Raw genomic sequence first — 24,027 nt, forward strand, 5'->3', positions numbered from 1 at the left:
GCCGGACGGGAGGGCCGTGGCGTGTCCCGGGTCAGATCGGGCGCAGCACCTGCAGCTCGCCCGAGTCGAGCGACCGCACCTCGACGACGACGCGGCCGTCCCACACCGGGGAGCGCAGCGCGTTCGCCATCCGCGTGAACAGCGCCTGGCTGCGGGCGTTGGCCGCCGCCTGGTCGGCGATCAGGTTCGGCATCATCCCGCCGGAGCGCTTGCGCACGGTCTGCGGCAGCGTCGACAGCGTGGTCAGCAGCCGGTGCAGCCGCGCGACGTCGGCGGCCCGGCCCGCGAGGTCGCTCTCGACCAGGGGGCGCAGCGCGGTCAACGGCCGGTTCGGGGCACGCAGCAGGTGGTCCGCCGCGGTGAGCAGGATGCGCCGGGCGTCCAGGACGAGCGCCTGGTAGGCGCCGTGCACCGCGGCCGGGAACCCGGTCCAGCCGAGCTTGCCGACCTCGCCGAGCGCGTCGCGCAGCGCCAGGCCGGGCGTGCCCGACGGGTCGGCCCCGGCGACGGCCCGCTCCCAGCCCGCGATCCAGGCGTGCGTCTGGTGGCGCAGCACCGACAGGTTCGCGACCGCCGTCTCGAGCCCGCGCGAAGGGGAGCCGCTGTCGGTCCCGGCGCCGTCGACGACGAGCGAGCCGCGCTCGAGCAGCTCGGTCTGGGCCTCGCGCAGCGACTCCTCGGCCGCCCGCAGCCGCGAGTCCAGCCGCATCACGCACGACGGCGCCAGCTGGTCGACCGCGGCGGTCAGCTCGTCGAGCACCCGGGTCTGGGTACCGGTCGCGGCGATCTCGGCCGCGGTGGTCAGGGTGAGCAGGCCCAGCCCGGCGCCGTGCCGGTCACCGGGCGCGGTGGGCGCGACCGGCACCAGCGCCGACGACCCGGGGGCCGCCGCCGCCGTCTCACCGCCGGCCAGGCGCAGCAGCGGCTCGGCGCCGAACGCTTCGGGCAGCGCGAGCCGGAAGGTGAGCCCCGCGGCGGGACCGCGGCCCGCGTCGGGCGCGAGCCGCCGCGCCAGCTCGCTCGATGCCGACAACGTCGCCCAGGTGCGGTCGTCGTCGACGGCCGGGGTGGGGGCCCAGCTCAGCAGCAGGGCCGGGCCGGGAGGCGGACTCCCGTTGCGGAGGGGACGCGGGCCACCGTTGCGTTCGGGGGCGCCGGTCTCCGTTCCGCCGGGCCGCCCGTCGAGCGGGAGCACGATGCCACGCGGGTCGTCCGGTTGACCGAGCATGTCTCTCCAACGACGTCACGGGCCCCGAGGTCACGAGCCCGGCGGAAGGGGGGCGTGTCCATGGTGCCCTGCGCCGTCCGGGCTCCGACCCTCGCCCCGGGTACCCGGGGCCCGGTAGAACTCCGGTGTGCGGACCGCGTACGTGATCGGCACCCTCGACGCCGAACTCGCCGAGGTCCTGCGCGCCGCGCGGACGGGCGAGAGCCCGGAGCCTGCCGGACAGGGCAGCGAGGTCGCCCGCGCGCCGCCGAGTACGTGGCACAGGACCTCACCTGCGCCGGCAGTCCTGACACTCCCGAGGAGGAGTTCCCGATGCCCCGTCCCTATTCCAGCGCCGTGATCACGGCACCGCTGGCCGAGGTGTGGCCGCACGTCCGTGACTTCGGTGGCCTCCACCGCTGGCACCCGGCGATCGCGACCTGCGAGCTGATCCGTGGCGCGTCCGGCAGCGAGATCGGTGCGCAGCGGCGCCTGACACTGGCCGACGGCGGCGGCACCGTCGTCGAGGAGCTGACCGCACTCGACGAGCGCGGGCACGCCCTCACCTACGAGATCCTCGAGTCGCCGTTCCCGGTGCGCCGCTACGTCTCCACCATCCGGCTGGCCCCGGTCACCGCGGTCGGGCACACCTTCGGCGAGTGGTGGACCGAGTTCGACGCGGACGGGGCCGACGAGGGCGAGCTCGCCGGGCTGTTCGCGAACGGCGTGTTCGCGGCCGGGCTGGCCGCGCTGGCGCAACGCTGGGTGTGAGCGGACGGACCCTGCTCCGAGGTCAGACGCGGGGCAGGGGCACCCGGTCGCCGACGGTGCCGTCCGGTCCGCGCAGCGACGCCGTGGCCAGCCCCTCGCGCAGCAGCCAACGGCCCAGCTCGAGGGTCTCGGCGACCTCGTCGGGCGAGAGCCGCAGCCCGTCGGGCTGCAGGCTCAGCCCGATCACGCCGTTCCACGCGCCCCACAGGTAGCGGGTGAGCCTGCCGGCGTCGACCGGTCGAGCCTCCCCGGCGGCGACGGCCGCGTCGATCCGGGCGGCGAAGTCGTCGAGCAGGCCGCCGACCCGTTCCCGGATCCGCGTCTCGATGTCGCCCCCGCCCGAGTGCACCGCGCCGGCGGGTCGGGGGTGGGCCAGGAACTGGAAGGCGCCCGGGTGCTCCAGGTGGAAGCGCAGGTAGGCGTCGCCCCCCGCGAGGACCCGGCCGAGCGGGGTCAGCTCGGGTGCGTCGGTCCGCGCCATGTACGCGGCGAACAGGTCCAGCGACCGCTCGACCAGGGTCAGGTAGAGGCCGAGCTTGCCGTCGAAGTGGGTGTAGATCGAGCCCACCGACACGTCGGCGAGGTCGGCGATCTCCTCGATCCGCGCGGTCTCGTGCCCCTCGCGGCGGAAGACCTCCTCGGCGGCGTCGAGGATCGCGGCCCGGGTCCTGGCGCGCCGGCGTTCGCCCCGCGCCGCTGCCGTCGTGCCTGCGCTCGTCGTCACCGGGACAGGATAACCACAGTGTTTTAGAAGTGCGTTCACTGAATGAACGCTCTTGTAAAACACTCACCGAACTGCCATCGTCGCTGCTCATGGAGACCCACACCGACGTGCTCGTCGTCGGGGCCCGCTGTGCGGGTTCCGCCGCCGCCATCGCCCTGGCCCGCCGCGGCCGTGCGGTCGTCGCCCTCGACGGCGCGACCTTCCCCTCGGACACGCTGTCCACCCACCTGTTCTTCCCGCACCACTGGGCGGAGCTGGAACGGCTCGGGGCCAGGGACCGGGTGCTGGCGCTGGACCCGCCGCTGCATCCGCGGGCCGCGCTCGGCACGCCGGAGGTCGAGATCACCGGTCGCTACGGTGCCTACGAGGGCATCGCCACCGGGTCCTGCGTGCGCCGCCCCGGGCTCGACCTCGCGCTGGTGGAGACCGCTCGCGCGGCCGGGGCCGAGGTCCGCGAGGCAACCCGGGTGACCGACCTGCTCCACGACGACGACGGACGCGTCGTCGGGGTCCGCTGGAAGGACCGCGAGGACCGCACCGGGGAGATCCGGGCGAAGCTGGTGGTCGGCGCCGACGGGCGTCGCTCCACCGTCGCCCGCCTGGTCGGCACCCGCGAGCACCACCGCTGGGAGAACCAGCGGATGATGGCCTTCGCCTACTACGACGACCCCCGCGAGGAGCTGCGCGGCGTCGCCGCCCAGTGGCGCGAGGGGCGCGAGCTCGCCACCGTCTTCCCGTGCGACGGCGGGAAGTCCGTCGTGCTGCTCATGCCGCCGGTGGAACGCGCGGAGGAGTTCCGGCGCGACGCGACCGGCGCGTTCTCCTCGACCGTGGCCGCGATCGCGCCGTTGGCCGAGCGGCTGCGCGGCTGCACGATGGCGTCGAAGGTCCGCACCTCGCGCAGCCACCCGTCGTACTTCCGGCACTCGCAGGGGCCGGGTTGGGCGCTCGCCGGCGACGCCGGTCACTTCAAGGACCCGGTCACCGCCCAGGGCATCCGCGACGCGCTGCGCTTCGGCCGCCTGCTCGGCGAGGCCGTCGCTCCGTACCTGGACGACCCGGCCGACCTCGACGCCGCGCTCGCGCGCTGGGAGTCCGACCGCGACGAGCAGTGCCTGCCGATGTACCAGTGGGCCAACGGCCTGGGGCGTGACGACGACGTCTCACCGCTGGAGCGCGCGTCCTACCGCTGGTTCGCCGCGAGCGAGGACCGCGCCACCGAGCTGTGGGACGTGTTCTCCCGCCGGCGGCCACCGACCCAGGTCTTCCGCCCGACCCGGCTCCTGGGCTGGGTCCGCGACTGCGTGCGCGACCCGGCGGTGGACCGCGCCGAGCTGTGGCGGGTGCTGCGGCGCGACGTCGGCCGGGAGATCGCCAGGGTCCGTGAGGCACGCGGGTTCGTGCAGAATCGCGAGGAGTCCGCACGGCGCGGCCTCACCCCGGCGACCGCGTCCCCGGAACGGGCGCCGGCCCTGATCGCCCCGGAGGCCGGAGCATGACCGCAACGTTGCTGGACGCCCTGCACGACACCGTCGCCGCACGCCCCGACGAGGTCGCGCTGCGCACCCGGGACGGGGCGGTCCGGTGGACCTGGTCGGAGTACGACGCGCTGGCCCGCCGCGCCGCGTCCGGCCTGGCCGGGCTCGGTGTCGGCCACGGCTCGGTCGTCGCGCTGATGCTGGAGAACCGGCCCGAGTTCCACGTCGCCGACCTGGGCGCCGTGCTGCTCGGGGCGGCCACGGTGTCGATCTACAACACCTCCTCGCCCGAGCAGATCGCGTACGTGCTGCGCGACTCCGGCGCCACGGTCCTGCTCGTGCAGGAGAGCTTCGCCGCCGTCGCGGCGGCACCGGCTGCGGCGGCCGGCTGCCGGGTCGTCGTCCTCGACGGGCCCGGCCCGGAGGGCGCCACCGGGTGGGACGCGCTGCTGACGGCCGAGCCGCTCGCCACGCCGGCCGCGGTGACCCCGGACGACCTGCTGACGATCATCTACACCTCGGGGACGACCGGCCCGCCCAAGGGCGTCGAGCTGACCCATCGCAACCTGATGAGCGCGAACCGCACCGTCGGCACGGTGTTCGGGCTGCGGCCCGGGGACCGCGTGGTGTGCTGGCTGCCGCTGGCCCACATCGCCGAGCGGGACGCGTCGTACTACATGGCCATCCTGTTCGGCCTCGACGTCACGACGTGCGCGAACCCGCGGGAGATCGGCGCGGCGCTGCGCGAGGTGCGCCCGCACTCGTTCTTCGCGGTGCCCCGGATCTGGGAGAAGCTCAAGGCGGGGGTGGAGGCCGCGGTCGCGGCCAGGGAGCCGCGGGAGCGCGCGCTCGTGGAGGCGGCGATCGCCGACGGGACCGAGGCCGCCCGGCTCACCCAGGCCGGGGAGCCGGTGCCCGCCGAGCTCGCGGCCCGGGTGGAGGCCGCCGCGCCGGCCCTGGCGTCGCTGCGGGCCGCACTGGGCCTGGACGAGGCGCGGTCGGCCAACATCGGTGCCGCCCCGAGCGCGCCGGAGCTGACGCTGTTCTTCCACGCGATCGGCGTCCCGCTCGGCGAGATCTACGGCATGTCGGAGAACTGCGCCGCGTGCACCTGCAACCCGTCCGACGCGATCCGGGTCGGCACCGCGGGCCCCGCGCTGCCCGGGACCGAGCTGCGCCTGGACTCCGACGGCGAGGTCCTGATGCGGTCCGAGGCCGTGATGCGGGGCTACCGCGGCAAGCCGGAGGAGACCGCGGCGGTGTTCACCGAGGACGGCTTCCTGCGCACCGGCGACATCGGCGTCATCGAGGACGGCTACCTGCGGATCGTCGACCGGAAGAAGGAGCTGATCATCAACGCGGCGGGGAAGAACATCTCCCCGTCGGCGGTGGAGTCGGCGATCAAGTCCCGGTCCCCGCTGATCGGCCAGCTGTGCGTGATCGGCGACGCCCGGCCCTACAACGTCGCGCTGGTCGCGCTGGACCCGGACGTCGCGGCCGGCCGGGCCCACGACGACCCGACGGTGCGCGAGGAGGTCGCCCGCGCGGTGAAGGAGGGCAACGCGCGCCTGGCCCGGGTCGAGACCGTCCGCCGGTACGCGATCGTGCCCGACCCGTGGATCCCCGGCGGCGACGAGCTCACCCCGACCATGAAGCTCAAGCGCCGCCCGATCACCGAGAAGTTCGCCGACACGGTCGAGTCGCTGTACGACGGCGGCGGCATCGACGCCGGCTGACCTCACCAGCCGCGCAGGTCGACCGCCCAGGTGTCGACGACCCGGTCGCCCTCCACGACGTGCATCTGCTCGTGGAGGGCGACGGTGGGGTCGACGTGGGCGGGCACGATCCGCACCCGGTCGCCGGTGGCCGGTGGGGCGTCGGCGGCGAACACGAGGTGCTCGTCGGCGCAGAACCACACGTTTCCCTCAGGGACGGTGGGGTTGCCGTGGTCCATGCCGAACGCCTTGAGTCCGGCGTCGGCGACCGCCCAGCCGGGCATGTCGCCGTCCGGCGCGGTCGTCGAGACCACCGTGGACAGCACGGTGAGCGCCTGGCGGAACGGCAGCCCGGCGGCGGTGTAGGCGGTGTCCATCAGCGCGTAGGACCCGGCCTGGATCTCGGTGCACGCGGTGTTCACCGCGTGAGTCCCAGTGCCGCCGCCGGAGACGATCTCGCCGCCGACGTCGGCGTGCGCCGCGCGGAGCCGGTCGGTGCACTCGGTGGTGAGCCGGTCCCGTTCGGCCTCGTCGGGGAGCATCTGCAGGTGGCCCTCGTAGCCCATCACCCCGCGCACGGTCAGCCCGGCGGCGCGGGCGGCGTCGGCGAGCGCCCCGGCGCGGGCCGGCGCGATCCCGCAGCGCGGCAGTCCGATGTTGACGTCGATCAGCACCTCGCGCACACCGCCGTCGACGGCCGCGCGCAGCGTCTGCTCGGAGTCGATCGCGAGTGTCACCCGGGCCCCGGACCGCACGACGGCACCGAGGCGGCGCGCGTCGAGCACCTCGTTGGCCAGCAGCAGGTCCGTGCCCAGACCGGCCGCGGCCATGCCCTCCACCTCACGCACCGTGGCACAGGTGAACCCGGTGTGGCCGTGCGCGGCCTGTCGTCGGGCCAGCTCGGTCGTCTTGTGCGCCTTCACGTGCGGACGCAGCCGCGGGCCGGGCAGCAGCGCCGCCATGTCCGCGAGGTTGGCCTCCAGCGCGGCCGCGTCGACCAGCAGCGCGGGCGTGGTCAGGTCGTCGACGTGCACGGAACCCCCAGGACCCGGTCGAGGTAGGGGTTGCGGAACCGGCCCTCCGGGTCGAGCCGGTCCCGCGCGGTGACGAACGCGTCGAACCGCGGGTAGCGGGGCCGCAGCTGCTCCGCGGTGCGGGTGTGCAGCTTGCCCCAGTGCGGACGTCCGTCCAGTGCGGACAGCACCGACTCGACGGCGCCGAAGTACGCCTCGTGCGGGCGTCGCGCGTGGACGTGCACCGCGAGGTAGGCGGTGTCGCGTCCGTACGCGGTGGACAGTGCGATGTCGTCGCCGCCGAGCACCCGGACCTCGACGGGGAACGCGACGTCCACGGCGTGCCGGGCGGCGGCGGCCCGCAGCCCGGCGAACGCCTCACCGAGCGCGGTCCGCGGCACGGCGTACTCCATCTCCAGGAACCGCACGCGGCGCGGGCTGCAGAACACGGCGTAGGACGGGGCCACGTACTCCCCGGCGGCCATCTGCCCGGCCATGACCCGGTTGAGCCGCGGCACCAGCGGCGGTGCCGCCGCGGCGACCCGCTGGACCAGCCCGAACGCGCCGTTGCCGAGCAGCTCGTCGCCGACGAGGGCGGCGGCCCGGCTGCGGCGGGGGCCGGTCGCGCCGGTCCGGTCGTCGGTCTTCAGCACCGCGGTGGTGGTGTGCGGGAACCAATAGAACTCGACGTGGTCGTGTGCCGCGGCGAGCGCGTCGAGGCCGTCGAGGACCTCGGCGAGCGGGCGGGCGCTCTCGCGGGCGTGCAGGTGGAACGCGGGGACGGTCTCCAGGGTCACCTCCACGATCACCCCGAGCGCCCCGAGCCCCACCCTGGCCAGGTCGAACAGGTCGGGCTCGCGGGTCGTGTCGAGTGTGTGCACCGTGCCGGTGCCGTCGACGAGGAGCAGCCCGCGCACCGCGTCGGCGATGCCGCGGTACCCGGCGCCGGTTCCGTGGGTGCCGGTGGAGATCGCGCCGGCGACGGTCTGGGCATCGATGTCGCCGAGGTTCGGCAGCGCCCGTCCGCGCGCCCACAGCCACCGGTTGAGCGTGTGCAGGGTGACCCCGGCCGGGACGGTCACGAGCGCGCCGTCGCAGCGCAGCCCGGCCGGGTCGGCGGGCACCGCCAGCGCGACGCCGTCGGGCACGCCGATCCCGGTGAAGGAGTGGCCGCTGCCGAGCGGACGCACCCGCAGTCCCTGTTCGGCGGCCCGGCGGACGGCGTCGACGACGTCGCCGGTGTCGCGCGCCCGGACCGTCCTGATCGGACGGGTGCGCTGGTTGCCCGCCCAGTTGCGCCACCACTGCGTCACGGTGCGAGCCTGCGCGGCCCACCGGGTGTGGTCAAGACCGTCCCACGCGTGTCGGGGACCGGCCGGGACGGTGGCGCGTGGTTACGTTCCGTGTTCTTCTGGGGAAGGTGGGGGTCACGATGATGGGGCGTACGCACGCGTTGTCGGGTGCGGTGCTGGGGCTCGCGGTGTGCTCGGCGGTGCCGCCGCCACCGGTGCTGGTGCCGGTGGTCGTGGTGGTGTGCGCGCTGGCCGCGTTCGCGCCGGACCTGGACCATCCGTCGAGCGTCGCGGCGCGGGCGCTGCCGCCGGTGACCTGGCTGCTGTGCCGGGTGATCCGGTGGCTGTCCCGGGTGGCGACCGGGGTGTCGCACCGCGGGCTGTCGCACTCGCCGGTCTTCGCGGCCGCGGTCGGGCTGCTGGCGTGGTGGGGGACCGGGTACCTGCTGCCCGGTCAGACGGCGGTCTGGACCGGCGTCGCGGCCGGTGCGGGCTGCTGGATCGGTGCGATCGGCGACGAGCTGACCTCGAACGGGAACCGGTTCGCGTTCTGGCCGTTGGCGGGGATCCGCTGGCCGCGGATGCTGCGGTTCCGGACCGGCGGGACCGGGGAACACGTCGTCGTTGGACTGCTGGCGGTCACGGGGGTCGCGCTGATGACCGGCACCTGGGCGTTCTGAGCGGTCCCGGTCGACATCGCTCTGTATAGCTGATACACAGGTATATACAAGCGATACATTCGATCTGGGAGAGCGCATGACCACACAGTCGTTGCAGGGCCGGAACGTGCTCGTCGCCGCGGGCGGCAAGAACCTCGGGGGCCTGATCAGCCGTCAGGCCGCCGAGGCGGGGGCGAACGTCGCGATCCACTACAACTCCGAGTCCTCGCGCGCCGAGGCCGAGGAGACCCTGAAGGCGGTCGAGGCCGCGGGCCGCGAGGGTGTGCTGCTGCAGGGGGACCTGACCGTCCCGGCGGAGGTCGAGAAGCTCTTCGCGGACGCGACGGGCTCGCTGGGCTCGATCGCCGTCGCCGTCAACGCCGTCGGCAAGGTGCTCCGCAAGCCGATCGTGGAGACCACCGAGGCCGAGTACGACTCGATGTTCGACATCAACTCCAAGGCCGCGTACTTCTTCATCAAGGAGGCGGGCCGCAGCGTCTCCGACAACGGCTCGATCATCACGATCGTCACGGCGCTGCTGGCCGCCTTCACCGACGGCTACTCCACCTACGCCGGTGGGAAGTCCCCGGTCGAGCACTTCACCCGCGCCGCGTCCAAGGAGTTCGCCGACCGCGGCATCTCGGTGAACAGCATCGCGCCCGGTCCGATGGACACCCCGTTCTTCTACCCGCAGGAGACCCCGGAGCGGGTCGAGTTCCACAAGTCGCAGGCGATGGGCGGGCGGCTCACCAGGATCGAGGACATCGCCCCGATCGTGCGGTTCCTCGCCACCGAGGGGCACTGGATCACCGGCCAGACGATCTTCGCCAACGGCGGCTACACCACGCGGTGAGGACGTCGTCGTGAGCGCCGGGGCGCGACGGCGGCCGGGGCGCCGCCGTCGCCGTCCCGGCGCCGCGCGGCCGCCCTACAGTGGGCCGGTGGAAGATCGACCGGCGGAGACCGGGACCCGGGACCGGCTCCTGCGGGCGGCCGCCGACCTCATCGCGGCCTCGCCCGGGGAGAGCGTGCCGCTGCGGGCGATCTGCGACGCCGCCGGTGTGCGCCTCCCGACGCTGTACCACTTCTTCGGCAGCAAGGAAGGCCTGCTCGACGCCGTCGTCGAGCACGGGTTCGAGCAGTACCTGTCCGCGAAGCGGGCCCAGGAGTCCAGCGGGGACCCGATCCAGGACATCCGCGACGGATGGGACGCCCACGTCGCGTTCGGCATCGCGAACCCCGGCTTCTACGCCCTCATGTACGGCCAGGTCACGCCCGGACGACGGCCCGCGGCCCAGGACGGACCGTCCGCGGCCCTGCTCGGCCTGACCCGCGAGGCCGACCGCCGGGGACGGCTGACCGTGACCCCGGAACGCGCCGCGGCGCACATCCTGGCCGCCAACGTCGGCGTCACCCTGCGCCAGATCATCACCGCGCGCCCGGACCCCGGGCTGTCGGCCGACGTGCGGGAGGCCACCCTCGCCGCGATCACCGGCGGACAGGGCGAGCGAGCGCCCGGGGAACCGGGCGTCGGCGCGGCAGCGGCGGCCCTGCTCACGCTGCCGGACGACAACGACGTCCTGGGGGTGCCGGAGACGCTGCTGCTCAAGAAGTGGCTGGCCGAGCTCGCGCGTCGGGGGTGAGCGTTCCGCGGAACGCGGCGCGCGGGTGTCGAGATGGCGTCGGGAGGTCCTGGTGCCGGCAGTCCGCCTCGACGCCCGTCACCCGGCGCTGGTTCGTCGCGCTCGCGGCATGACGCGGCTGCCTTCGGGCCGGGCGAGGGGGAGCCACCGGCCGCTCTCTGTCGTTCTCGAAGGAGAGCCTCCAGGTCGACCCTGAAGTGGACCTCGAACCGGCAGGCCTAAGGGACGCGGATTGCGGCTGCCGCCCGTTGTACCTCGATCGACAGGTTCTCGACGTCGCTCTGGCTGACGTCTTCCACGGCCGCCCCGATGGTCACCGCGCCCACGGTCTCCCGGTCTTTCAGACGGCGGACGGGGGCGGAGATCGACATGGACCCGATCTGTCGCTCGTTGCGTGCGACTTGGAAGCCCTGCTGACGGATGACCTCGAGGTCCGCGCGCAGCGCCTCGGGCTGGACGGGGTTGCCTGTGGCGTCGGACGACAGGTCGGCGGATGCGACGAAGGCGGCGAACTCCTCCGCGGACATGGAGGCGGCGAGCGTCTTACCCGCGCCGAGGTGTAGGGGGAGTCGCGCTCCGATCGGCAGCTGGTAGTGGATCGGGCGGGTGCCGTCGACGCGGGCGACGACGGCGCGGTGCCAACCGGTGCGCACGAAGAGCGAGGCCGTCAGGCCGGTGCGTTCGGCCAGCTCCTGCAGAACCGGTCGGGCGGCCGCCACCAGCGGACTGGTGGTCAAGTAGGCGTTGGCTCCGAAGATCAGGTTCACCCCGGCTCGGTAGCCGAACTCGTCCCGCTCGACGCGGTTGCGGGACTCCAGGACGCTCAGGATCCGCTGGGCCGTGGCGATGTGCAGGTCGGTGAGGGAAGCGACCTCCGCGAGGCGGAGTGGTCGCCCCGCGCTCTCCAGGACTTCCAGCACGTCGATCGACCGCTCCAGGGAGCGCATGGTCGACGGTGCCTTCTCTCCGGTCATCGTGTCCTCCCTCGTCGGTCGCTCCGCTGCGTTGTCGGCCGACGTTCTGCGACGGCGTTGACAAGCAGGCAGGGGCCGCCTAGCGTTCGACGCCATCACAAGCTGATAGTAGCTCTCATAGTATGAGAGCATCGACGAGGAGTCAAGGGTGACACCAGAACGATCAGGCGTGGTTGATCCCGCGCCTCCGGCGCCAGGGGCCGGGCCGGGCCCGAGGTGGGGGCGACTGCTGTTCCCGGGGGCTCTGATCGCCCTGTCGGTCGTCGTCGTGGTCGCCTCGCTGGGTCTCGGGCTGTGGGCGCCGTTGGGCCCCGGCCCGGGGTTCTTCCCGCTGCTCCTCGGGGGTCTGCTGGGGGTGCTGTCGGTGCTGTGGGCTCTCGAGGAGGTGCGGGCCGGGCGCACCCGGCCCGTGGCCACCTCGATGCCGGACGACGAGGTCGACGGACTCGATCCCGAACTCGACGAGCAGCCCCTGCGGATGCGTCAGGTGGCGACGATCGTCGGGAGCCTCGTCGTCCTGGCGATCCTGATGCCGCTGATCGGCTACCAGCTGAGCATGCTGCTGTTCCTCGTCTTCCACCTGCGCTTCGTCGGGCACCGTCGCTGGCTGCTGACCGCCGCCATCGCGGCGATCGGCAGCTTCGGGGTCTTCAGCCTCTTCACCCGCGTGCTGTCGGTGAACCTTCCGGCCGCGTCGCTGGACTTCCTCCGTGTGCTGGGCTTCTAGGGACTGAGGGATGACCACACTCGAGTTCCTGGGGCAGGGCTTGGCCGCCGCTGCCACCCCGGCCAACCTGCTGTACGCGCTGATCGGGTGCCTCATCGGCACCGCGCTGGGCATCCTGCCGGGCATCGGCGCGACCGCCGGCATCGCCATCCTGCTGCCGTTGACCTTCGGGATGGAGCCGGCTTCGGCGATCATCATGCTCGCCGCGATCTTCTACGGCACCGCGTACGGCGGCACCATCACGAGCGTCCTGCTGAACATTCCCGGCGAGGGTGAATCGGCCATCACCTGCATCGACGGGTATCAGATGACGAAGCAGGGACGAGCAGGCATCGCGCTGAGCATCGCGGGGATCGGATCGTTCATCGGTGGCACCGTCGCCACCATCTGCCTGGTCGTCGCGGCGCAGCCACTCGCGCAGCTCGGGCTGGCGATCGGGCCGCCGGAGTTCTTCTGTCTCATTCTCGTCGGCATCGCGCTGCTGGCGGGCCTGGTCGGACGGTCGTTGGTCAAGGGGCTGATCTCGGCGACTCTCGGCCTGCTGATCGCCATGATCGGCATCGACCCCGTCGCAGGCGCGCCGCGGTTCACGATGGGCAGCGAGCACCTGCTCGACGGGATCAGCATCGTCCCGGTGCTGGTGGGGATCTTCGGCCTCGGTGAGCTGCTCTACGTCGCCGGGGGCAACTCGGCGCGGCCGACCGCGCCTCGTCTGCGGAACCTGGTGCCCACGCGTACCGACGTGCGCCGCGCCGCGCCCGCCATCGGGCGAGGCACCGTGATCGGCGCGGTCGTCGGGCTGGTGCCCGGCGTGACGTCGGCGATCTCGTCGCTGTTGGCCTACAGCACCGAGCGGAAGGTCTCCAAGCACCGCGGCGAGCTGGGTACCGGCGCGATCGAGGGCGTCGCCGCACCGGAGACCGCCAACAACTCGCACTCGAACGCGGCCCTGGTCCCGCTGTTCACCCTCGGCATCCCGGCCTCACCGGCCATCGCTGTCCTGGCCGGCGCGTTCCTCCAGAACGGCATCACCCCTGGGCCGCGGCTGTTCGTCGACGATCCCGTCCTGGTGTGGACCGTCATCGCCAGCCTGTTCATCGGCAACGCCCTGCTGCTGTTGTTGAACGTCCCTCTCGTCGGGCTGTGGACGCGGCTGCTCGCCATCCCGTACTCGGTACTCAGCGCCTTGATCTTCTCGTTCATCGTGATCGGCTCGTACGCGGTGAACAACAGCATCATCGACGTCTTCGTCATGATCTTCTTCGGTCTCGTCGGCCTGGCCTTCCGCCATCTCCACGTGCCGCTGGCTCCGCTGGTGTTGACGCTGGTGCTCGGGCCGCTGCTGGAGAGCGCGCTGCGGGAGTCGCTGCAGCTCTCCGGGGGCAGCCTGTCGATCTTCCTGACGCGCCCGCTCGCCCTGACCTTCCTGGTCGGCTCCGTCGTCGGGGCCAACCTCAAGCGCAAGGCACACCTGCCGGTCGACTCCGCCGCATGACCCACACCAGGCCCACCGATCCATCGCCACCCGACTCATCTCGAGCGAGGAACACCATGAAGAAGATCTTTGCCACGACAGCAACGGTGCTCGTGGCAGCACTGGCCGCCGGGTGCGCGACCCCGCAGACCGGGAGCTCCGACGCCACCACCTACCCGAGCAAGCCGGTCAACCTGATCGTCAGCTTCAGCGCGGGGGGTTCCACCGACGTCGGCGCCCGGCTCATCGCCGACGGGATCGAGGACAAGCTGGGGCGCCCGGTGGTCGTGGAGAACAAGCCCGGTGCCAGTGGCCAGGTCGGCAACTCCGCCCTGGTGTCCTCCTCGCCGGACGGCTACACGATGAGCACGGTCAGTCTCGCCGGGACGATCCTGTCCTACCTGGACCCGGCGCGGGGTGCGTCCTACGACCACGACAGCTTCGACCCGGTCGCCATGTACGTGCAGGACCCCCAGGTCTTCGTCGTCGCCCCCGACAGCCCGTACCAGTCCCTGCAGGACCTCGTCGCCGCGGGCAAGGCCGAGCCGGGCAAGATCCGGATGGCCACCTCGGGTGTCGCCACCCAGGACCACGTCGCCATGGTGCTCTTCGAGCAGCTGAGCGGAGCGCAGTTCAGCCCGGTGCACTTCAGCGACGGCGCCGCCCCCGCGGCGACCGCCTTCCTGGGCGGCAACGTCGAGGTCCTCGTGACCAACGTCGGTGACGTCCAGGAGGTCGTGGCCAACAACCAGGGCAAGGTCCTCGGGGTAGCGGCAGCCTCGCGCAACGAGTTCCTTCCAGAGGTCCCGACCTTCGCCGAGCAGGGCTTCGACTTCGAGCTCGCGTCGAGCCGCGGGTTCGTCGTGCCCGCAGGCACTCCCGACGAGGTCGTCGAGAAGCTCTCGAGCACCATCGCCGACGTCATGGACGACCCGGCGACGCTGGCCCGGCTCAAGGACCTGAACCTCACCCCCTCGTTCCTCGACCACACGGCCTCCCAGCAGCTGTGGGACCAGACCGAGAGCTCGTTCGCGTCGGTCCTCGACCAGGTCAAGGCGGATGTCTGAGCCATGTCCGACACCACCGAGCCACTCACCGAGTCGCAGCCGATCGTCGTGGGGTTCGTCCCCACCGCGCAGGGCCACGCGGCCGTCGACGCCGCCGTCGTCCACGCGCAGCGCTGGGAGACCGGCGTCGTCGTCGTGAACTCCGCGCACGGCGCTTACATGGACTCCCAGCTGGCCACCCGGTCCGACCTCGAGCAGGTACGCCGGCAGGTGGAGGCCGCCGGGGTGAGCGTGGAGATCCACCAGCTCGCGGAGAGCCAGGACCCGGTGAGCGCAGTCATCGACCTCGTCGAGCAGGTCGACGCCCGAATGCTGGTGATCGGCCTGCGGCGCCGATCCCCGGTCGGGAAGTTCCTCATGGGGAGCACTGCCCAGTCCCTGCTCCAGCACAGTCCAGTGCCCGTTCTGGCCGTGAAGTCGACCAGTTGAGCCCGCCCCCTGCCACGCGCAGGTCCGACCCAGTTGAGGAACGCACAATGACACGGACAACCGACGCACCCGGAACCGCGGACATCATCGCCGCCCTGCGCGGTTACCCCACCACGATCATCGGTGACTCCCAGGATCGCTTCGGCCTGCCGGTCGGCCTCAAGTCCATGTGGGACAGCGAGCCCTTCGCCGGTGAGGCTTACACGGTCCTGACCGCCCACGGGGACAACCTCGGCATCCACCAGGCTCTCGGACAGATCCGCCCCGGCCAGGTCCTCGTCGTCGACGGCGGCGGATACGACGGCAGGGCCCTCATCGGCGACCTCGTGACCGAGAAGGCCAGGGCCCTGCAGGTCGCCGCACTCGTCATCGACGGCGCGATCCGCGACGTCGTCGAACTCGCCGACCTCGGTGTGCCCGTCTACGCCCGCTCGGTCATTCCCGCCGGCCCGTGGAAGAACGGCCCGTTCCGGCTGCAGAGACCGGTCGTCGTCGGCAATGTCGTCGTCAACCCCGGGGACATCATCGTCGGCGACAGCGATGGACTCGCCGTCGTCAACCCCGACCGCGCCGCGGAGGTCCTCGCCACCTGCGAAGAACGCGTCGCGCGGGAGGAAGAGTCCCGCCGGCGCAGCCGGGAGCTCACGCCCAATGCCTGACGCACGGCCCGACCCGAGACCCCTCGTCTGGATCCCTTCCCCGATCCATCCGCTCGCGATCGAGAAACTCCGACAGCTCGCCGATGTGCGCTGCGGCTACGGTGATGCGGCCACGAGCTTCGCCGACGTCGCCGACGAGGTCGAGGCCATCCTGGTGCGCAGCGGACGCATCACCGCCGATCAGATCGCTGCGGCCCCTCGCCTGAAGATCATCGGTCGGCACGGCGTGGGAGTGGACACCGTCGACGTCTCGGCCGCGACAGCAGCCGGTGTCATCGTCACCAACACGCCGACCTCCAACCTCGTCTCGGTGGCCGAACACACCTTCGCGCTGTTGCTCGCACTCCGACGGAAACTGACCCTCGCGGACCGCTGCAACCAGGACGGGAGCGGGCACACCTCCCGCGCCCTGCTGGTCGGCAGAGAACTGGCGGGAAGCACCCTCGGACTCATCGGCTTCGGCCGGATCGCCGCCCAGGTCGCCGGCATCGCGCAGAACGGTTTCGGCATGAGAACACTCGCCTACGACCCGGGGTTGGGCGACGACGAGGTCCGACGCCGCGGCAGCACCCCCGCGACCCTCCCACACCTACTGGCCGACTCCGACGTGGTCAGCCTCCACATCCCCCTGCTCCCCGACACCCGGCACCTCATCGGCGCGACCGAACTCGCCACCATGCGGCCCGACGCGGTCATCATCAACACCTCTCGCGGCGGCACCATCGACGAACAGGCACTGCTCCAGGCACTCGCCACCGGTCGACTCGGCGGGGCGGCCCTCGACGTCACCGAGGTCGAACCCCTCCCACCGGGCCACTCCCTGCTGAACCGACCCGACGTCATCATCACCCCGCACATCGCAGGCCAGACCGAAGAATCATTGCGTCGGGTCGCCCTCGACGCCGCGGACGACGTCCTCGCAGCACTGACCGGACGCCCACCGGCAAACCCGGTCAACGAGCCGCCGGACCCACGAATCCTGGACCGAGACCGAACACGGAGTGCGTCGTGATCGCACCCCGTCGACTCGTACGGTCAGGTCGTCGGATCTCAGACCCCGGGGTCGCGCGAGGTTCTCGGCCAGGGGCCAAGTCGGGGCGTACTCACGTCTGATCGCCGGCGCCGGGCCTGACCACGGGCGGCTGGTCTGCCGCCCGGCAGACGACGGCTCAGCGCACCACCGGGACGATCGGCAGCTGCCAGCTCGGGATGTCCCTGGCCTACGCCTCGAACCGGGGACCGTCGTCGATCGACCGGGAGCTCTGCCTGCCGACCTCGTGGACCGAGGACCGCGAACGCCACTACCGCCGCCGCGGCGAACGACCACCCAACCCCTGAACTGCCGTGGCCGTACTAGCGGTGGGGCCGCAGCACCGGCCGCGGCCGCATCGCCGGCGGGTGGTCGTCGTCGGTGTCGACCGCCTCGACGACCGCGGCCCCGTGCGCCGGCCCGGCCACCCCGAGGAACGGCCGCACGAAGCGCGCGGTCCGCTCCATCACCTCGTCGTGGACGTCGGTCCGCACCGTCGACGGCTGGGCCTGGACGATGATCTCGCCCGCCCACGGCAGCGCGGGGTCGGCCAGCAGCTCGTCGATGACCCGGCCGGTCGAGTGGCCCGCCGGGAGCGGCCGGGACAGCGCGACCCGGGGGACCCCGCGGGCGTAGGTCCAGTACCGGGCCAGGTCGGAGACGACGCCGCCGTGCGACGACGGCGGCCTGCCCGACAGCACTCCCACCCCGCGGACCGCGGCGGCGTCCACCGACGACGCCGACCCCGTCGCCCACCACACCCGCTGCGTGGCGAGCGCCGTCGGCAGCGTCTCCAGCAGGACGTCGAGCGCGGCGACGGTGTCGCGGTGCCGGTCGTCGTGGTGACGCCCGAAGCGTCGCGCCGCGTCGGGATCGGCCCCCGCTCCGACGCCCAGCTCCAGCCGCCCACCGGACAGGGCGTCGAGCACTGCGGCGTCCTCCGCGAGCCGGCGCGGGTCCTCCAGCGGCAGCGCGACGACCGCCGTCCCGAGCCGGATCAGCCGGGTCCGCTCCGCCACCGCGGCCAGCAGGACCAGCGGCGACGGCAGCCGACCGCCGAGGTGACCGTCGTGGTGCTGGGCCACCCAGAACGAGTCGTACCCGAGTTCCTCGGCCCGCTCCGCCAGCCGGATCGTCTCGCGGTAGGCGCGTGACGGATCGTCACCGGTGACGTGCGTGAGGTAACCGAGCCGCATGCCGAGGCACCCTATGCCGAGGGTGCTCCGGCCCTGCCGGAGGACCGGGGTGACGGCGGTTCGGAGTGTGCCGGTTCCGGTATCCTCCGGCTCGCCGCGGCGGTAGCTCAATTGGTCAGAGCAGCGGACTCATAACCCGTCAGGTTGCCGGTTCGAGCCCGGCCCGCCGCACAACGATCATGCGTCTGAGCTGCGTAGACGCCGGAAGTTCTGATCTTACTCTGATGACCACACGGTGGCCCCTCGCACCAACCCGGACGGTCCGCCACGAGGTCTGGCTGGCGCAACGGGGGCAGCTCGACTGCCATGCACTCGGCCTCGATCAGCTCCTCATGGGCCGTCGCGCACGACCGGTTTGCCGGGGCCGCTGGCTGCTGGATCTGGCCCCACGACGTGCGGTGCGCAGCACCGGCCAGCCACCGGCACGTCGCCACGACACCGGCCGCGTACCAGTTCTGGACTCCGCGCTCGCCCTGTTGCGCGGTCCGATCCTGCGCGGCGGCCCAGACCACGGCGAACTCTCCGCGGGGCACCCGCAGGTTCCCCGCCGGGATCCGCGCTACCTGCTCAGCAGTCGCCGCCATACGCCCCAGAGTGACAGCAACCACACACAGCAACGCAGACGAAGGCGGCACTACTCGCCTATGCAGCAGGAATCCGCGCGGTGAACTACGGCTGCCCCGCCTGCAGGCCGGGACGGATTCAGCGGGCCGTGGTCACCAGCCATGTCCCCGTCGCGCCGGTGCGAGCACGACGAGCGGAGCCGCCGTCTTCCCCGCTGCCACAGTCGGCGTGCCTTCGGCCAGATTCAGTCGCAGCTCGGTCCGACGGCGGCGGTGGCGGTCAGCGGGGTGGGGAGTCGCACGACCCACCTGTCGGGTGCGTCCCCTGATGACGGATCCCCTGTGTGATGAAGGGCGCAGGTCTCAGTCGGATCCTCGCGGCGTTCGCTGCCGCTCTCCCCGACTCACCGACGCTTCGCGCAGATTCCTGCGGGCCTCTCGGGGGTGGAGGTGTTATCGGCGGCCAAGCTGCACGGACAGATCCTCGGCGTGGCGCACCAGCAGGTCCCTGATCTCCAGCGGGCGGGTCCCGCCCATCCGCTGCCGCGGCCCCACCACGCCCAGTGCACCGACGAACGTGCCACCCATACCGAACACAGGAACGGCGACCGCACTGGTCCCGGGGTTCCGTTCTCCGTCGGACAGGTAGTAGCCCTGGTTTCGGATCTGCTCGGCGTGGTCGTCGTCGCCGCCCGTGTGGACGGTCAGTATGCGGCCACCGGCGCCTCGATCGAGCGGGAGTACGGCACCCTCCTCCAGATGGTGTCGCATCGGCTGCTCGCTGTTGACGCGGTAGAGGACGACGCGGCGGTCGCCTTCGCGCACGTAGAAGGCGGCGCTTTCCCCGGTCTCCTTGCTGATTGTCGCGAGGGCGGGGCGCACGTAGTCGGCGAGGTGGAAGGCTCGTTGGTACTGCGAGCCGAGTCGCCAGAGCGTGGGCCCGAGGCGGTAGTGACCGTCGGCTTCACGGTGCAGGTATCCCATCCGCTGCAGCGACGCGGCCAGTCGCAGGATGGTGCTGCGGTAGAAGCCGGTGCGTCTGGCCAGCTCGGCCAGGGACAGCCGGTCCGCTCCCTCGGCGAACGCCTCGAGCAGCGTCAGCGCCCGCTCTACGGCCTCGACCCGCTGTTCCTTCGGCTGTTCTCCGGCTGACACCGGCACCGTCCTCTCGGCGCGGCGACGTTGCGCCGCATGGTCATCGTTGCGCTCTGGCGCACTGCATTCTGTCAGACAGAACGACCCAATGCGATCAGCTGCGGAGAGGTGTCTTGACGAGTTCTATCGGCCGGCCGTACCGTTCTGTCTAGCGCAAGCGTATTCTGTCAGACAGAACGGTGGTGGGGCCATGAGTGCGACGGCGGAGCGGGCGTCGCGGACGTCCGAGGTGGACGTCCTCGTGAGCGAGGTCGGGCCGCGGGACGGGCTGCAGAGCGTGGACCGGACCATGCCGACCGCGGTGAAGCACCGCTGGGTCGCGGCGCTGGCCGCTGCGGGCCTGCGGGAGATCGAGGTCGCCTCGTTCGTCTCGCCGAAGCGGCTCCCGCAGATGGCCGACGCGGCCGCGGTGGTCGGTGAGGCTCTGCGCATCCCGGACCTGACTGTGCTCGCGCTGGTGCCCAACCTGGTCGGCGCCCGCAACGCCGTCGCGGCGGGCGCCCGGTCGCTGACGATGCCGGTCTCGGTCTCGGAGTCCCACAGCCGCGCGAACATCGGCATGGGCTCGGAGCAGGCGATCGAGCAGGTCGGCCGGGTCGTCGCCCTGAAGGACAAGGTCCCTGGCCTGCAGGTTGATGTCGGGCTCTCCACCGCGTTCGGCTGCACCATCGAGGGACCGGTTGCGGAAGACCGCGTGATCGCCCTCGCGGTTGCGGCCGCCGAAATGGGCGCGGACTCGGTCGGCCTCTCCGACACCACCGGCTACGCCGACCCGGCGCAGGTGCGGAGGCTGTTCACCCGGCTGTCCGCCGAGCTCGGTGGGCACGCCGGCGCGGCGCACCTGCACAACACGCGGGGCCAGGGTCTGGCGAACGTCGTCGCCGCCCTCGATGCGGGTGTGCGCACCTTCGACTCCTCCCAGGGCGGGCTCGGCGGCTGCCCGTACGCCCCCGGCGCCAGCGGGAACGTCGTCACCGAGGACCTGGTCTTCCTGCTGGAGTCGATGGGTCTGCGCACGGGGGTCGACATCGAGGCGCTGGTGGCGGCCCGCGCGGTCGTCGTCGAGGGGCTGCCGGGCGAACCGCTCTACGGCCACGTCCCCGACGCCGGCCTCACCAAGGGCTTCCGCTACGCCGGTGCGGGGGCGGCCGCGTGAACGCCTCGCAGCGGACACCGCGGCTGCCCCTGCACGGGGTGCGCGTCGTCGAGTTCTCGCACATGGTCATGGGCCCGTCCTGCGGGCTGGTCCTGGCCGACCTGGGCGCCGACGTCATCAAGGTCGAGCCGGTCGGCGACGGGGACAAGACCCGTGCTCTGCCCGGATCGGGCGCCGGGTTCTTCCCGATGTTCAACCGCAACAAGCGCTCGGTCTCAGTCGACTTGAGCTCGCCCGAGGGCGTGGACTACGTCAAGCGGCTCATCGCGACCGCAGACGTCGTCACCGAGAACTTCCGCTCGGGTGGCCTCGCGGCGAAGGGACTGGGCTACGAGGAGCTGTCCGCGGACAATCCTGGCCTCATCTACTGCAGCCTCAAGGGGTTCCTGTCCGGTCCCTACGAGGAGCGCGCCGCGCTCGACGAGGTCGTCCAGATGATGGGCGGGCTCGCCTACATGACCGGTCCGCCCGGGCGTCCGCTGCGCGCCGGTGCCTCGGTCAACGACGTCATGGGCGGCATGTTCGCCGCGATGGGCGTCATGGCCGCCCTCTACGAGCGCCGGGCCACCGGCCGCGGCCAGCTGGTGCGCAGCTCCCTGTTCGAGAACAACGTCTTCCTCGTCGGGCAGCACATGGCCCAGTACGCCGTGACCGGGCGGGCCGCCGCGCCGATGCCCGCGCGGCTGTCGGCCTGGGCGGTCTACGACGTGTTCGACACCGGCGACGACGAGAAGGTCTTCATCGGAGTCGTCTCCGACACCCAGTGGCGCTCGTTCTGCGCCGCGTTCGGCCTCGACACGCTCGCCGCCGACCCCGGGCTCGCGACCAACGCCCAGCGCGTCGCCGAGCGCGACCGCGTCCTGCCGGTGCTGCGCGAGACCCTCGGCGCGCTGACCCGCGACGAGGCCGTGCGGCTCTGCGAGGCCGCCCGGCTGCCGTTCGCCCCGATCCAGCGTCCCGAGGACCTGTTCGACGACCCGCACCTCAACGAGCCGGGCGCGCTGACCGAGGTGACGCTGACCGACGGCCGCACCGCCCGGCTGCCGTCGCTGCCGCTGGAGATGAGCGGTCGCCGGCTGCCGCTGCGCCTCGACCTTCCCCGGGCCGGGGAGCACACCGCCGACCTGGCTCGCGAGCTCGGCTACACCGCCGCGCAGATCGCCACGGCTGCCGAGGCGGGCACGTTCGGCGGCGACCCCGCCGATCGCGCCGCGCCCGTCCACTGATCGCACCGCCGCGAGAGTCCGGATGAACCCCATGTACCTCGACACGCCACCGCAGGTGATCGACGCGACGCCGTTCGCCACGATGCCGGCGCACCTGCGCCGCACCGGGGAGCCCAGCGCCTGGGCCGACACCCACAAGGGCGGCCGCCGCATCGACTCCTTCATCGAGGGACCGGTGTTCGATGGTGCCGGGAACCTCCTGGTCGTGGACATCCCGTTCGGGCGGGTGTTCCGCATCGACCCGGCGGGGGAGTGGACCCAGCTCGCCGAGTACGACGGCCAGCCCAACGGATGCCGGATCGACGGCGCCGGACGGATTCTGATCGCCGACCAGCTCCGCGGTCTGCTGCATCTCGACGCCTCTGGGCAGGTGCACACCGTGCTGGGGCCCGACGACGTCGAGGGCTTCAAGGGGTTCAACGACCTGGCGGTCGCGGCGGACGGCGACGTCTACGTCACCGACCAGGGGCTCACCGGTCTGCACGACCCGACCGGGCGGGTGCTCCGGCTGCGCGGCGGCGTGCGTGGGGGCACGACCGACGTGCTGCTCGACACCGTGCCAAGTCCCAACGGGCTGGTCCTGGACCACGACGAGCGCGTGCTGTTCGTCGCCGCCACCCGCGACAACGCGGTGTGGCGGGCCCCGCTCGACGCCGACCGGACGTCGGTGTCGAAGGTGGGCCGGTTCGTGTCGCTGTTCGGCACCAGCGGCCCCGACGGGCTCGCCCTCGACGACGCCGGCCGCCTACTGGTCGCCCACGCGTCGCTCGGGTCGGTGTTCGTGTTCGCCCCGAACGGCGAGCTCGTCGCCCGGCTGCGGTCCACCGCCGGCACCACCTGCACCAACCTGGCCCTGCGCGCCGACCCGCGGACCGGTGGCACCCGCGTCCACATCACCGAGTCCGGCACCGGGACCGTCCTGGTGGCGGACCTGCCACCGACCGCCCCCTGAACCCGGCGCGGCGATCGCCCAGCGACCCGGTCGCCGCGCCGGAACCAACACCGTGCGCGACACACCCAGATCCTTCCGCCACAGCGACGTGACCGTCGAGGAGACACCCATGACCGCTTCCACCGCCCCCGCCTCCGCCGCGGCCGCCGCGCCGGCTGCCGACACGCTCGTGTCGCTGCGCGGGGTGAACAAGCACTTCGGCGATCTGCACGTGCTGCGCGACATCGACCTCGACATCGCCCGCGGCGAGGTCGTCGTCGTGGTCGGCCCGTCCGGCTCCGGCAAGTCGACCCTGTGCCGGACCATCAACCGGCTCGAGCCGATCGACGACGGCGACATCACCCTCGACGGTGTCGCCCTGCCCGAGGAGGGCAAGGAACTCGCCGCGCTGCGCTCGGACGTCGGCATGGTGTTCCAGCAGTTCAACCTGTTCGCCCACATGTCGATCATGGACAACGTCACGCTCGGCCCGATCCGGGTACGCGGCCGCTCCAGGGCCGAGGCCCGCGCCGAGGCCGAGCGCCTGCTGGACCGGGTCGGCGTCGGGAACCAGGCGCAGAAGCTGCCGGCCCAGCTCTCCGGGGGTCAGCAGCAGCGCGCCGCGATCGCCCGCGCGCTGGCGATGGAGCCCAAGGTCCTGCTGTTCGACGAGCCGACCTCCGCGCTGGACCCGGAGATGGTCAACGAGGTCCTCGAGGTCATGAAGGAGCTCGCCGGAACCGGTATGACGATGGTCGTGGTCACCCACGAGATGGGCTTCGCCCGCTCCGCCGCCGACCGCGTCATCTTCATGGACGGCGGCCGCATCATCGAGCAGGCCCCGCCTGCGGACTTCTTCGCCTCCCCCCGTTCCGAGCGGGCCCGGGACTTCCTGTCCAAGGTCCTCAGCCACTGACGCCGCACCGGAACCATTGAAG

The 24,027-nt window shown here is 72.4% G+C and carries 23 protein-coding genes, 1 tRNA gene and 1 pseudogene; 18 read left to right on the forward strand and 7 right to left on the reverse strand.

Annotated features, from left to right (window positions below; all coding sequences use genetic code 11):
- Window positions 1-31: 31 nt before the first annotated feature.
- Window positions 32-1,228 (reverse strand): hypothetical protein, encoded by a 1,197-nt coding sequence (locus tag Ae505Ps2_RS17385; protein ID WP_075311463.1) that lies wholly within the window; start codon window positions 1,226-1,228, stop codon window positions 32-34.
- Between the two features lie 312 nt (window positions 1,229-1,540).
- Here Ae505Ps2_RS17385 and Ae505Ps2_RS17390 point away from each other — a divergent pair, with 312 nt between their 5' ends.
- Window positions 1,541-1,978 carry an SRPBCC family protein gene (locus Ae505Ps2_RS17390; protein WP_075311465.1) on the forward strand — a complete coding sequence of 146 codons (438 nt, stop codon included), beginning with the start codon at window positions 1,541-1,543 and terminating at the stop codon, window positions 1,976-1,978.
- Window positions 1,979-2,000: 22 nt separating this feature from the next.
- Here the strand turns inward: Ae505Ps2_RS17390 and Ae505Ps2_RS17395 are convergent, their stop codons facing one another.
- Window positions 2,001-2,702, reverse strand: coding sequence for a TetR/AcrR family transcriptional regulator (locus Ae505Ps2_RS17395; protein WP_075311467.1), 702 nt, complete (start codon window positions 2,700-2,702; stop codon window positions 2,001-2,003).
- An 89-nt stretch (window positions 2,703-2,791) separates the two neighbouring features.
- Between Ae505Ps2_RS17395 and Ae505Ps2_RS17400 the strand changes: the two genes are divergently transcribed.
- Both Ae505Ps2_RS17400 and Ae505Ps2_RS17405 read left to right on the forward strand, forming a co-directional pair.
- Window positions 2,792-4,201, forward strand: a complete 1,410-nt coding sequence (locus Ae505Ps2_RS17400; RefSeq protein ID WP_075311469.1) for an NAD(P)/FAD-dependent oxidoreductase — start codon at window positions 2,792-2,794, stop codon at window positions 4,199-4,201.
- Window positions 4,198-5,916, forward strand: coding sequence for an AMP-dependent synthetase/ligase (locus Ae505Ps2_RS17405; protein WP_075333169.1), 1,719 nt, complete (start codon window positions 4,198-4,200; stop codon window positions 5,914-5,916). Before Ae505Ps2_RS17400 ends, Ae505Ps2_RS17405 begins: the two co-directional genes overlap by 4 nt.
- 2 nt (window positions 5,917-5,918) lie before the next feature.
- On the opposite strand, the gene Ae505Ps2_RS17410 is transcribed toward Ae505Ps2_RS17405, so the two are convergent.
- Entirely contained in the window at window positions 5,919-6,929 is a 1,011-nt protein-coding gene (locus tag Ae505Ps2_RS17410; RefSeq protein ID WP_075553777.1) for an alanine racemase, read from the reverse strand.
- A complete protein-coding gene (locus tag Ae505Ps2_RS17415; protein WP_020627459.1) occupies window positions 6,911-8,221 on the reverse strand; it encodes a D-arabinono-1,4-lactone oxidase in 1,311 nt (436 codons plus the stop codon). The genes Ae505Ps2_RS17410 and Ae505Ps2_RS17415 overlap by 19 nt, the downstream gene beginning before the upstream one ends.
- A 119-nt stretch (window positions 8,222-8,340) precedes the next feature.
- Here Ae505Ps2_RS17415 and Ae505Ps2_RS17420 point away from each other — a divergent pair, with 119 nt between their 5' ends.
- The 3 genes from Ae505Ps2_RS17420 to Ae505Ps2_RS17430 all read left to right on the forward strand — a co-directional run bounded on the left by Ae505Ps2_RS17420 (window position 8,341) and on the right by Ae505Ps2_RS17430 (window position 10,502).
- Window positions 8,341-8,880, forward strand: a complete 540-nt coding sequence (locus tag Ae505Ps2_RS17420; protein WP_139318978.1) for a metal-dependent hydrolase — start codon at window positions 8,341-8,343, stop codon at window positions 8,878-8,880.
- A 76-nt stretch (window positions 8,881-8,956) separates the two neighbouring features.
- Window positions 8,957-9,712 (forward strand): SDR family oxidoreductase, encoded by a 756-nt coding sequence (locus Ae505Ps2_RS17425; RefSeq protein WP_075553778.1) that lies wholly within the window; start codon window positions 8,957-8,959, stop codon window positions 9,710-9,712.
- Between the two features lie 88 nt (window positions 9,713-9,800).
- On the forward strand, window positions 9,801-10,502 hold the full coding sequence (locus tag Ae505Ps2_RS17430; protein WP_075333171.1) for a TetR/AcrR family transcriptional regulator: 702 nt from the start codon (window positions 9,801-9,803) through the stop codon (window positions 10,500-10,502).
- A 218-nt stretch (window positions 10,503-10,720) separates the two neighbouring features.
- Here the strand turns inward: Ae505Ps2_RS17430 and Ae505Ps2_RS17435 are convergent, their stop codons facing one another.
- Window positions 10,721-11,476 carry an IclR family transcriptional regulator gene (locus Ae505Ps2_RS17435; RefSeq protein WP_075311479.1) on the reverse strand — a complete coding sequence of 252 codons (756 nt, stop codon included), beginning with the start codon at window positions 11,474-11,476 and terminating at the stop codon, window positions 10,721-10,723.
- A 169-nt stretch (window positions 11,477-11,645) separates the two neighbouring features.
- Here Ae505Ps2_RS17435 and Ae505Ps2_RS17440 point away from each other — a divergent pair, with 169 nt between their 5' ends.
- From Ae505Ps2_RS17440 to Ae505Ps2_RS34280, 7 genes and pseudogenes are all read left to right on the forward strand, one after another.
- Entirely contained in the window at window positions 11,646-12,203 is a 558-nt protein-coding gene (locus Ae505Ps2_RS17440; protein ID WP_158071470.1) for a tripartite tricarboxylate transporter TctB family protein, read from the forward strand.
- A 10-nt stretch (window positions 12,204-12,213) separates the two neighbouring features.
- Window positions 12,214-13,698 (forward strand): tripartite tricarboxylate transporter permease, encoded by a 1,485-nt coding sequence (locus Ae505Ps2_RS17445; RefSeq protein WP_075553779.1) that lies wholly within the window; start codon window positions 12,214-12,216, stop codon window positions 13,696-13,698.
- 56 nt (window positions 13,699-13,754) lie between these two features.
- Complete coding sequence (locus Ae505Ps2_RS17450) at window positions 13,755-14,744, forward strand: tripartite tricarboxylate transporter substrate binding protein (RefSeq protein WP_043280325.1); 990 nt, start codon at window positions 13,755-13,757, stop codon at window positions 14,742-14,744.
- Between the two features lie 3 nt (window positions 14,745-14,747).
- The gene (locus Ae505Ps2_RS17455; protein ID WP_075311483.1) at window positions 14,748-15,173 is read left to right on the forward strand and encodes a universal stress protein; all 426 of its coding nucleotides are present in this window, start codon (window positions 14,748-14,750) and stop codon (window positions 15,171-15,173) included.
- A gap of 47 nt (window positions 15,174-15,220) precedes the next feature.
- Entirely contained in the window at window positions 15,221-15,832 is a 612-nt protein-coding gene (locus Ae505Ps2_RS17460; RefSeq protein ID WP_075311485.1) for a hypothetical protein, read from the forward strand.
- Entirely contained in the window at window positions 15,825-16,844 is a 1,020-nt protein-coding gene (locus Ae505Ps2_RS17465; RefSeq protein WP_063718746.1) for a hydroxyacid dehydrogenase, read from the forward strand. Before Ae505Ps2_RS17460 ends, Ae505Ps2_RS17465 begins: the two co-directional genes overlap by 8 nt.
- 164 nt (window positions 16,845-17,008) lie before the next feature.
- Window positions 17,009-17,131, forward strand: a pseudogene (locus Ae505Ps2_RS34280) (IS701 family transposase); the annotation flags it as partial.
- Between the two features lie 54 nt (window positions 17,132-17,185).
- Here the strand turns inward: Ae505Ps2_RS34280 and Ae505Ps2_RS17475 are convergent.
- Window positions 17,186-18,058 carry an LLM class flavin-dependent oxidoreductase gene (locus Ae505Ps2_RS17475; protein ID WP_075333172.1) on the reverse strand — a complete coding sequence of 291 codons (873 nt, stop codon included), beginning with the start codon at window positions 18,056-18,058 and terminating at the stop codon, window positions 17,186-17,188.
- A gap of 96 nt (window positions 18,059-18,154) precedes the next feature.
- Between Ae505Ps2_RS17475 and Ae505Ps2_RS17480 the strand changes: the two genes are divergently transcribed.
- A tRNA-Ile gene (locus tag Ae505Ps2_RS17480) sits at window positions 18,155-18,229 on the forward strand.
- 845 nt (window positions 18,230-19,074) lie between these two features.
- On the opposite strand, the gene Ae505Ps2_RS17485 is transcribed toward Ae505Ps2_RS17480, so the two are convergent.
- Window positions 19,075-19,776, reverse strand: a complete 702-nt coding sequence (locus tag Ae505Ps2_RS17485) for an IclR family transcriptional regulator (RefSeq protein ID WP_139318980.1) — start codon at window positions 19,774-19,776, stop codon at window positions 19,075-19,077.
- Between the two features lie 190 nt (window positions 19,777-19,966).
- Between Ae505Ps2_RS17485 and Ae505Ps2_RS17490 the strand changes: the two genes are divergently transcribed.
- The 4 genes from Ae505Ps2_RS17490 (at window position 19,967) to Ae505Ps2_RS17505 (ending at window position 24,005) form a co-directional block, all read left to right on the forward strand.
- Entirely contained in the window at window positions 19,967-20,932 is a 966-nt protein-coding gene (locus Ae505Ps2_RS17490; protein WP_020625884.1) for a hydroxymethylglutaryl-CoA lyase, read from the forward strand.
- Window positions 20,929-22,158, forward strand: coding sequence for a CaiB/BaiF CoA-transferase family protein (locus tag Ae505Ps2_RS17495; protein ID WP_020625883.1), 1,230 nt, complete (start codon window positions 20,929-20,931; stop codon window positions 22,156-22,158). The genes Ae505Ps2_RS17490 and Ae505Ps2_RS17495 overlap by 4 nt, the downstream gene beginning before the upstream one ends.
- Window positions 22,159-22,180: 22 nt before the next feature.
- The gene (locus Ae505Ps2_RS17500; RefSeq protein ID WP_198932148.1) at window positions 22,181-23,110 is read left to right on the forward strand and encodes an SMP-30/gluconolactonase/LRE family protein; all 930 of its coding nucleotides are present in this window, start codon (window positions 22,181-22,183) and stop codon (window positions 23,108-23,110) included.
- Window positions 23,111-23,219: 109 nt separating this feature from the next.
- Window positions 23,220-24,005, forward strand: coding sequence for an amino acid ABC transporter ATP-binding protein (locus tag Ae505Ps2_RS17505; protein ID WP_075311493.1), 786 nt, complete (start codon window positions 23,220-23,222; stop codon window positions 24,003-24,005).
- The last annotated feature ends 22 nt before the right edge of the window (window positions 24,006-24,027 follow it).

The sequence above is a fragment of the Pseudonocardia sp. Ae505_Ps2 genome, assembly GCF_001932425.1.
In the GTDB taxonomy this organism is placed as follows: domain Bacteria; phylum Actinomycetota; class Actinomycetes; order Mycobacteriales; family Pseudonocardiaceae; genus Pseudonocardia.

Bases quoted from the DNA above. Each gene is read 5' to 3' on its own strand.
- Ae505Ps2_RS17445 (WP_075553779.1), top strand. From the start codon at position 12,214: ATGACCACACTCGAGTTCCTGGGGCAGGGCTTGGCCGCCGCTGCCACC.
- Ae505Ps2_RS17500 (WP_198932148.1), top strand. From the start codon at position 22,181: ATGAACCCCATGTACCTCGACACGCCACCGCAGGTGATCGACGCGACG.
- Ae505Ps2_RS17435 (WP_075311479.1), bottom strand. From the start codon at position 11,476: ATGACCGGAGAGAAGGCACCGTCGACCATGCGCTCCCTGGAGCGGTCG.
- Ae505Ps2_RS17400 (WP_075311469.1), top strand. From the start codon at position 2,792: ATGGAGACCCACACCGACGTGCTCGTCGTCGGGGCCCGCTGTGCGGGT.
- Ae505Ps2_RS17460 (WP_075311485.1), top strand. From the start codon at position 15,221: ATGACACGGACAACCGACGCACCCGGAACCGCGGACATCATCGCCGCC.
- Ae505Ps2_RS17475 (WP_075333172.1), bottom strand. From the start codon at position 18,058: ATGCGGCTCGGTTACCTCACGCACGTCACCGGTGACGATCCGTCACGC.
- Ae505Ps2_RS17465 (WP_063718746.1), top strand. From the start codon at position 15,825: ATGCCTGACGCACGGCCCGACCCGAGACCCCTCGTCTGGATCCCTTCC.
- Ae505Ps2_RS17425 (WP_075553778.1), top strand. From the start codon at position 8,957: ATGACCACACAGTCGTTGCAGGGCCGGAACGTGCTCGTCGCCGCGGGC.
- Ae505Ps2_RS17420 (WP_139318978.1), top strand. From the start codon at position 8,341: ATGATGGGGCGTACGCACGCGTTGTCGGGTGCGGTGCTGGGGCTCGCG.
- Ae505Ps2_RS17490 (WP_020625884.1), top strand. From the start codon at position 19,967: ATGAGTGCGACGGCGGAGCGGGCGTCGCGGACGTCCGAGGTGGACGTC.
- Ae505Ps2_RS17450 (WP_043280325.1), top strand. From the start codon at position 13,755: ATGAAGAAGATCTTTGCCACGACAGCAACGGTGCTCGTGGCAGCACTG.
- Ae505Ps2_RS17455 (WP_075311483.1), top strand. From the start codon at position 14,748: ATGTCCGACACCACCGAGCCACTCACCGAGTCGCAGCCGATCGTCGTG.
- Ae505Ps2_RS17385 (WP_075311463.1), bottom strand. From the start codon at position 1,228: ATGCTCGGTCAACCGGACGACCCGCGTGGCATCGTGCTCCCGCTCGAC.
- Ae505Ps2_RS17390 (WP_075311465.1), top strand. From the start codon at position 1,541: ATGCCCCGTCCCTATTCCAGCGCCGTGATCACGGCACCGCTGGCCGAG.
- Ae505Ps2_RS17505 (WP_075311493.1), top strand. From the start codon at position 23,220: ATGACCGCTTCCACCGCCCCCGCCTCCGCCGCGGCCGCCGCGCCGGCT.
- Ae505Ps2_RS17405 (WP_075333169.1), top strand. From the start codon at position 4,198: ATGACCGCAACGTTGCTGGACGCCCTGCACGACACCGTCGCCGCACGC.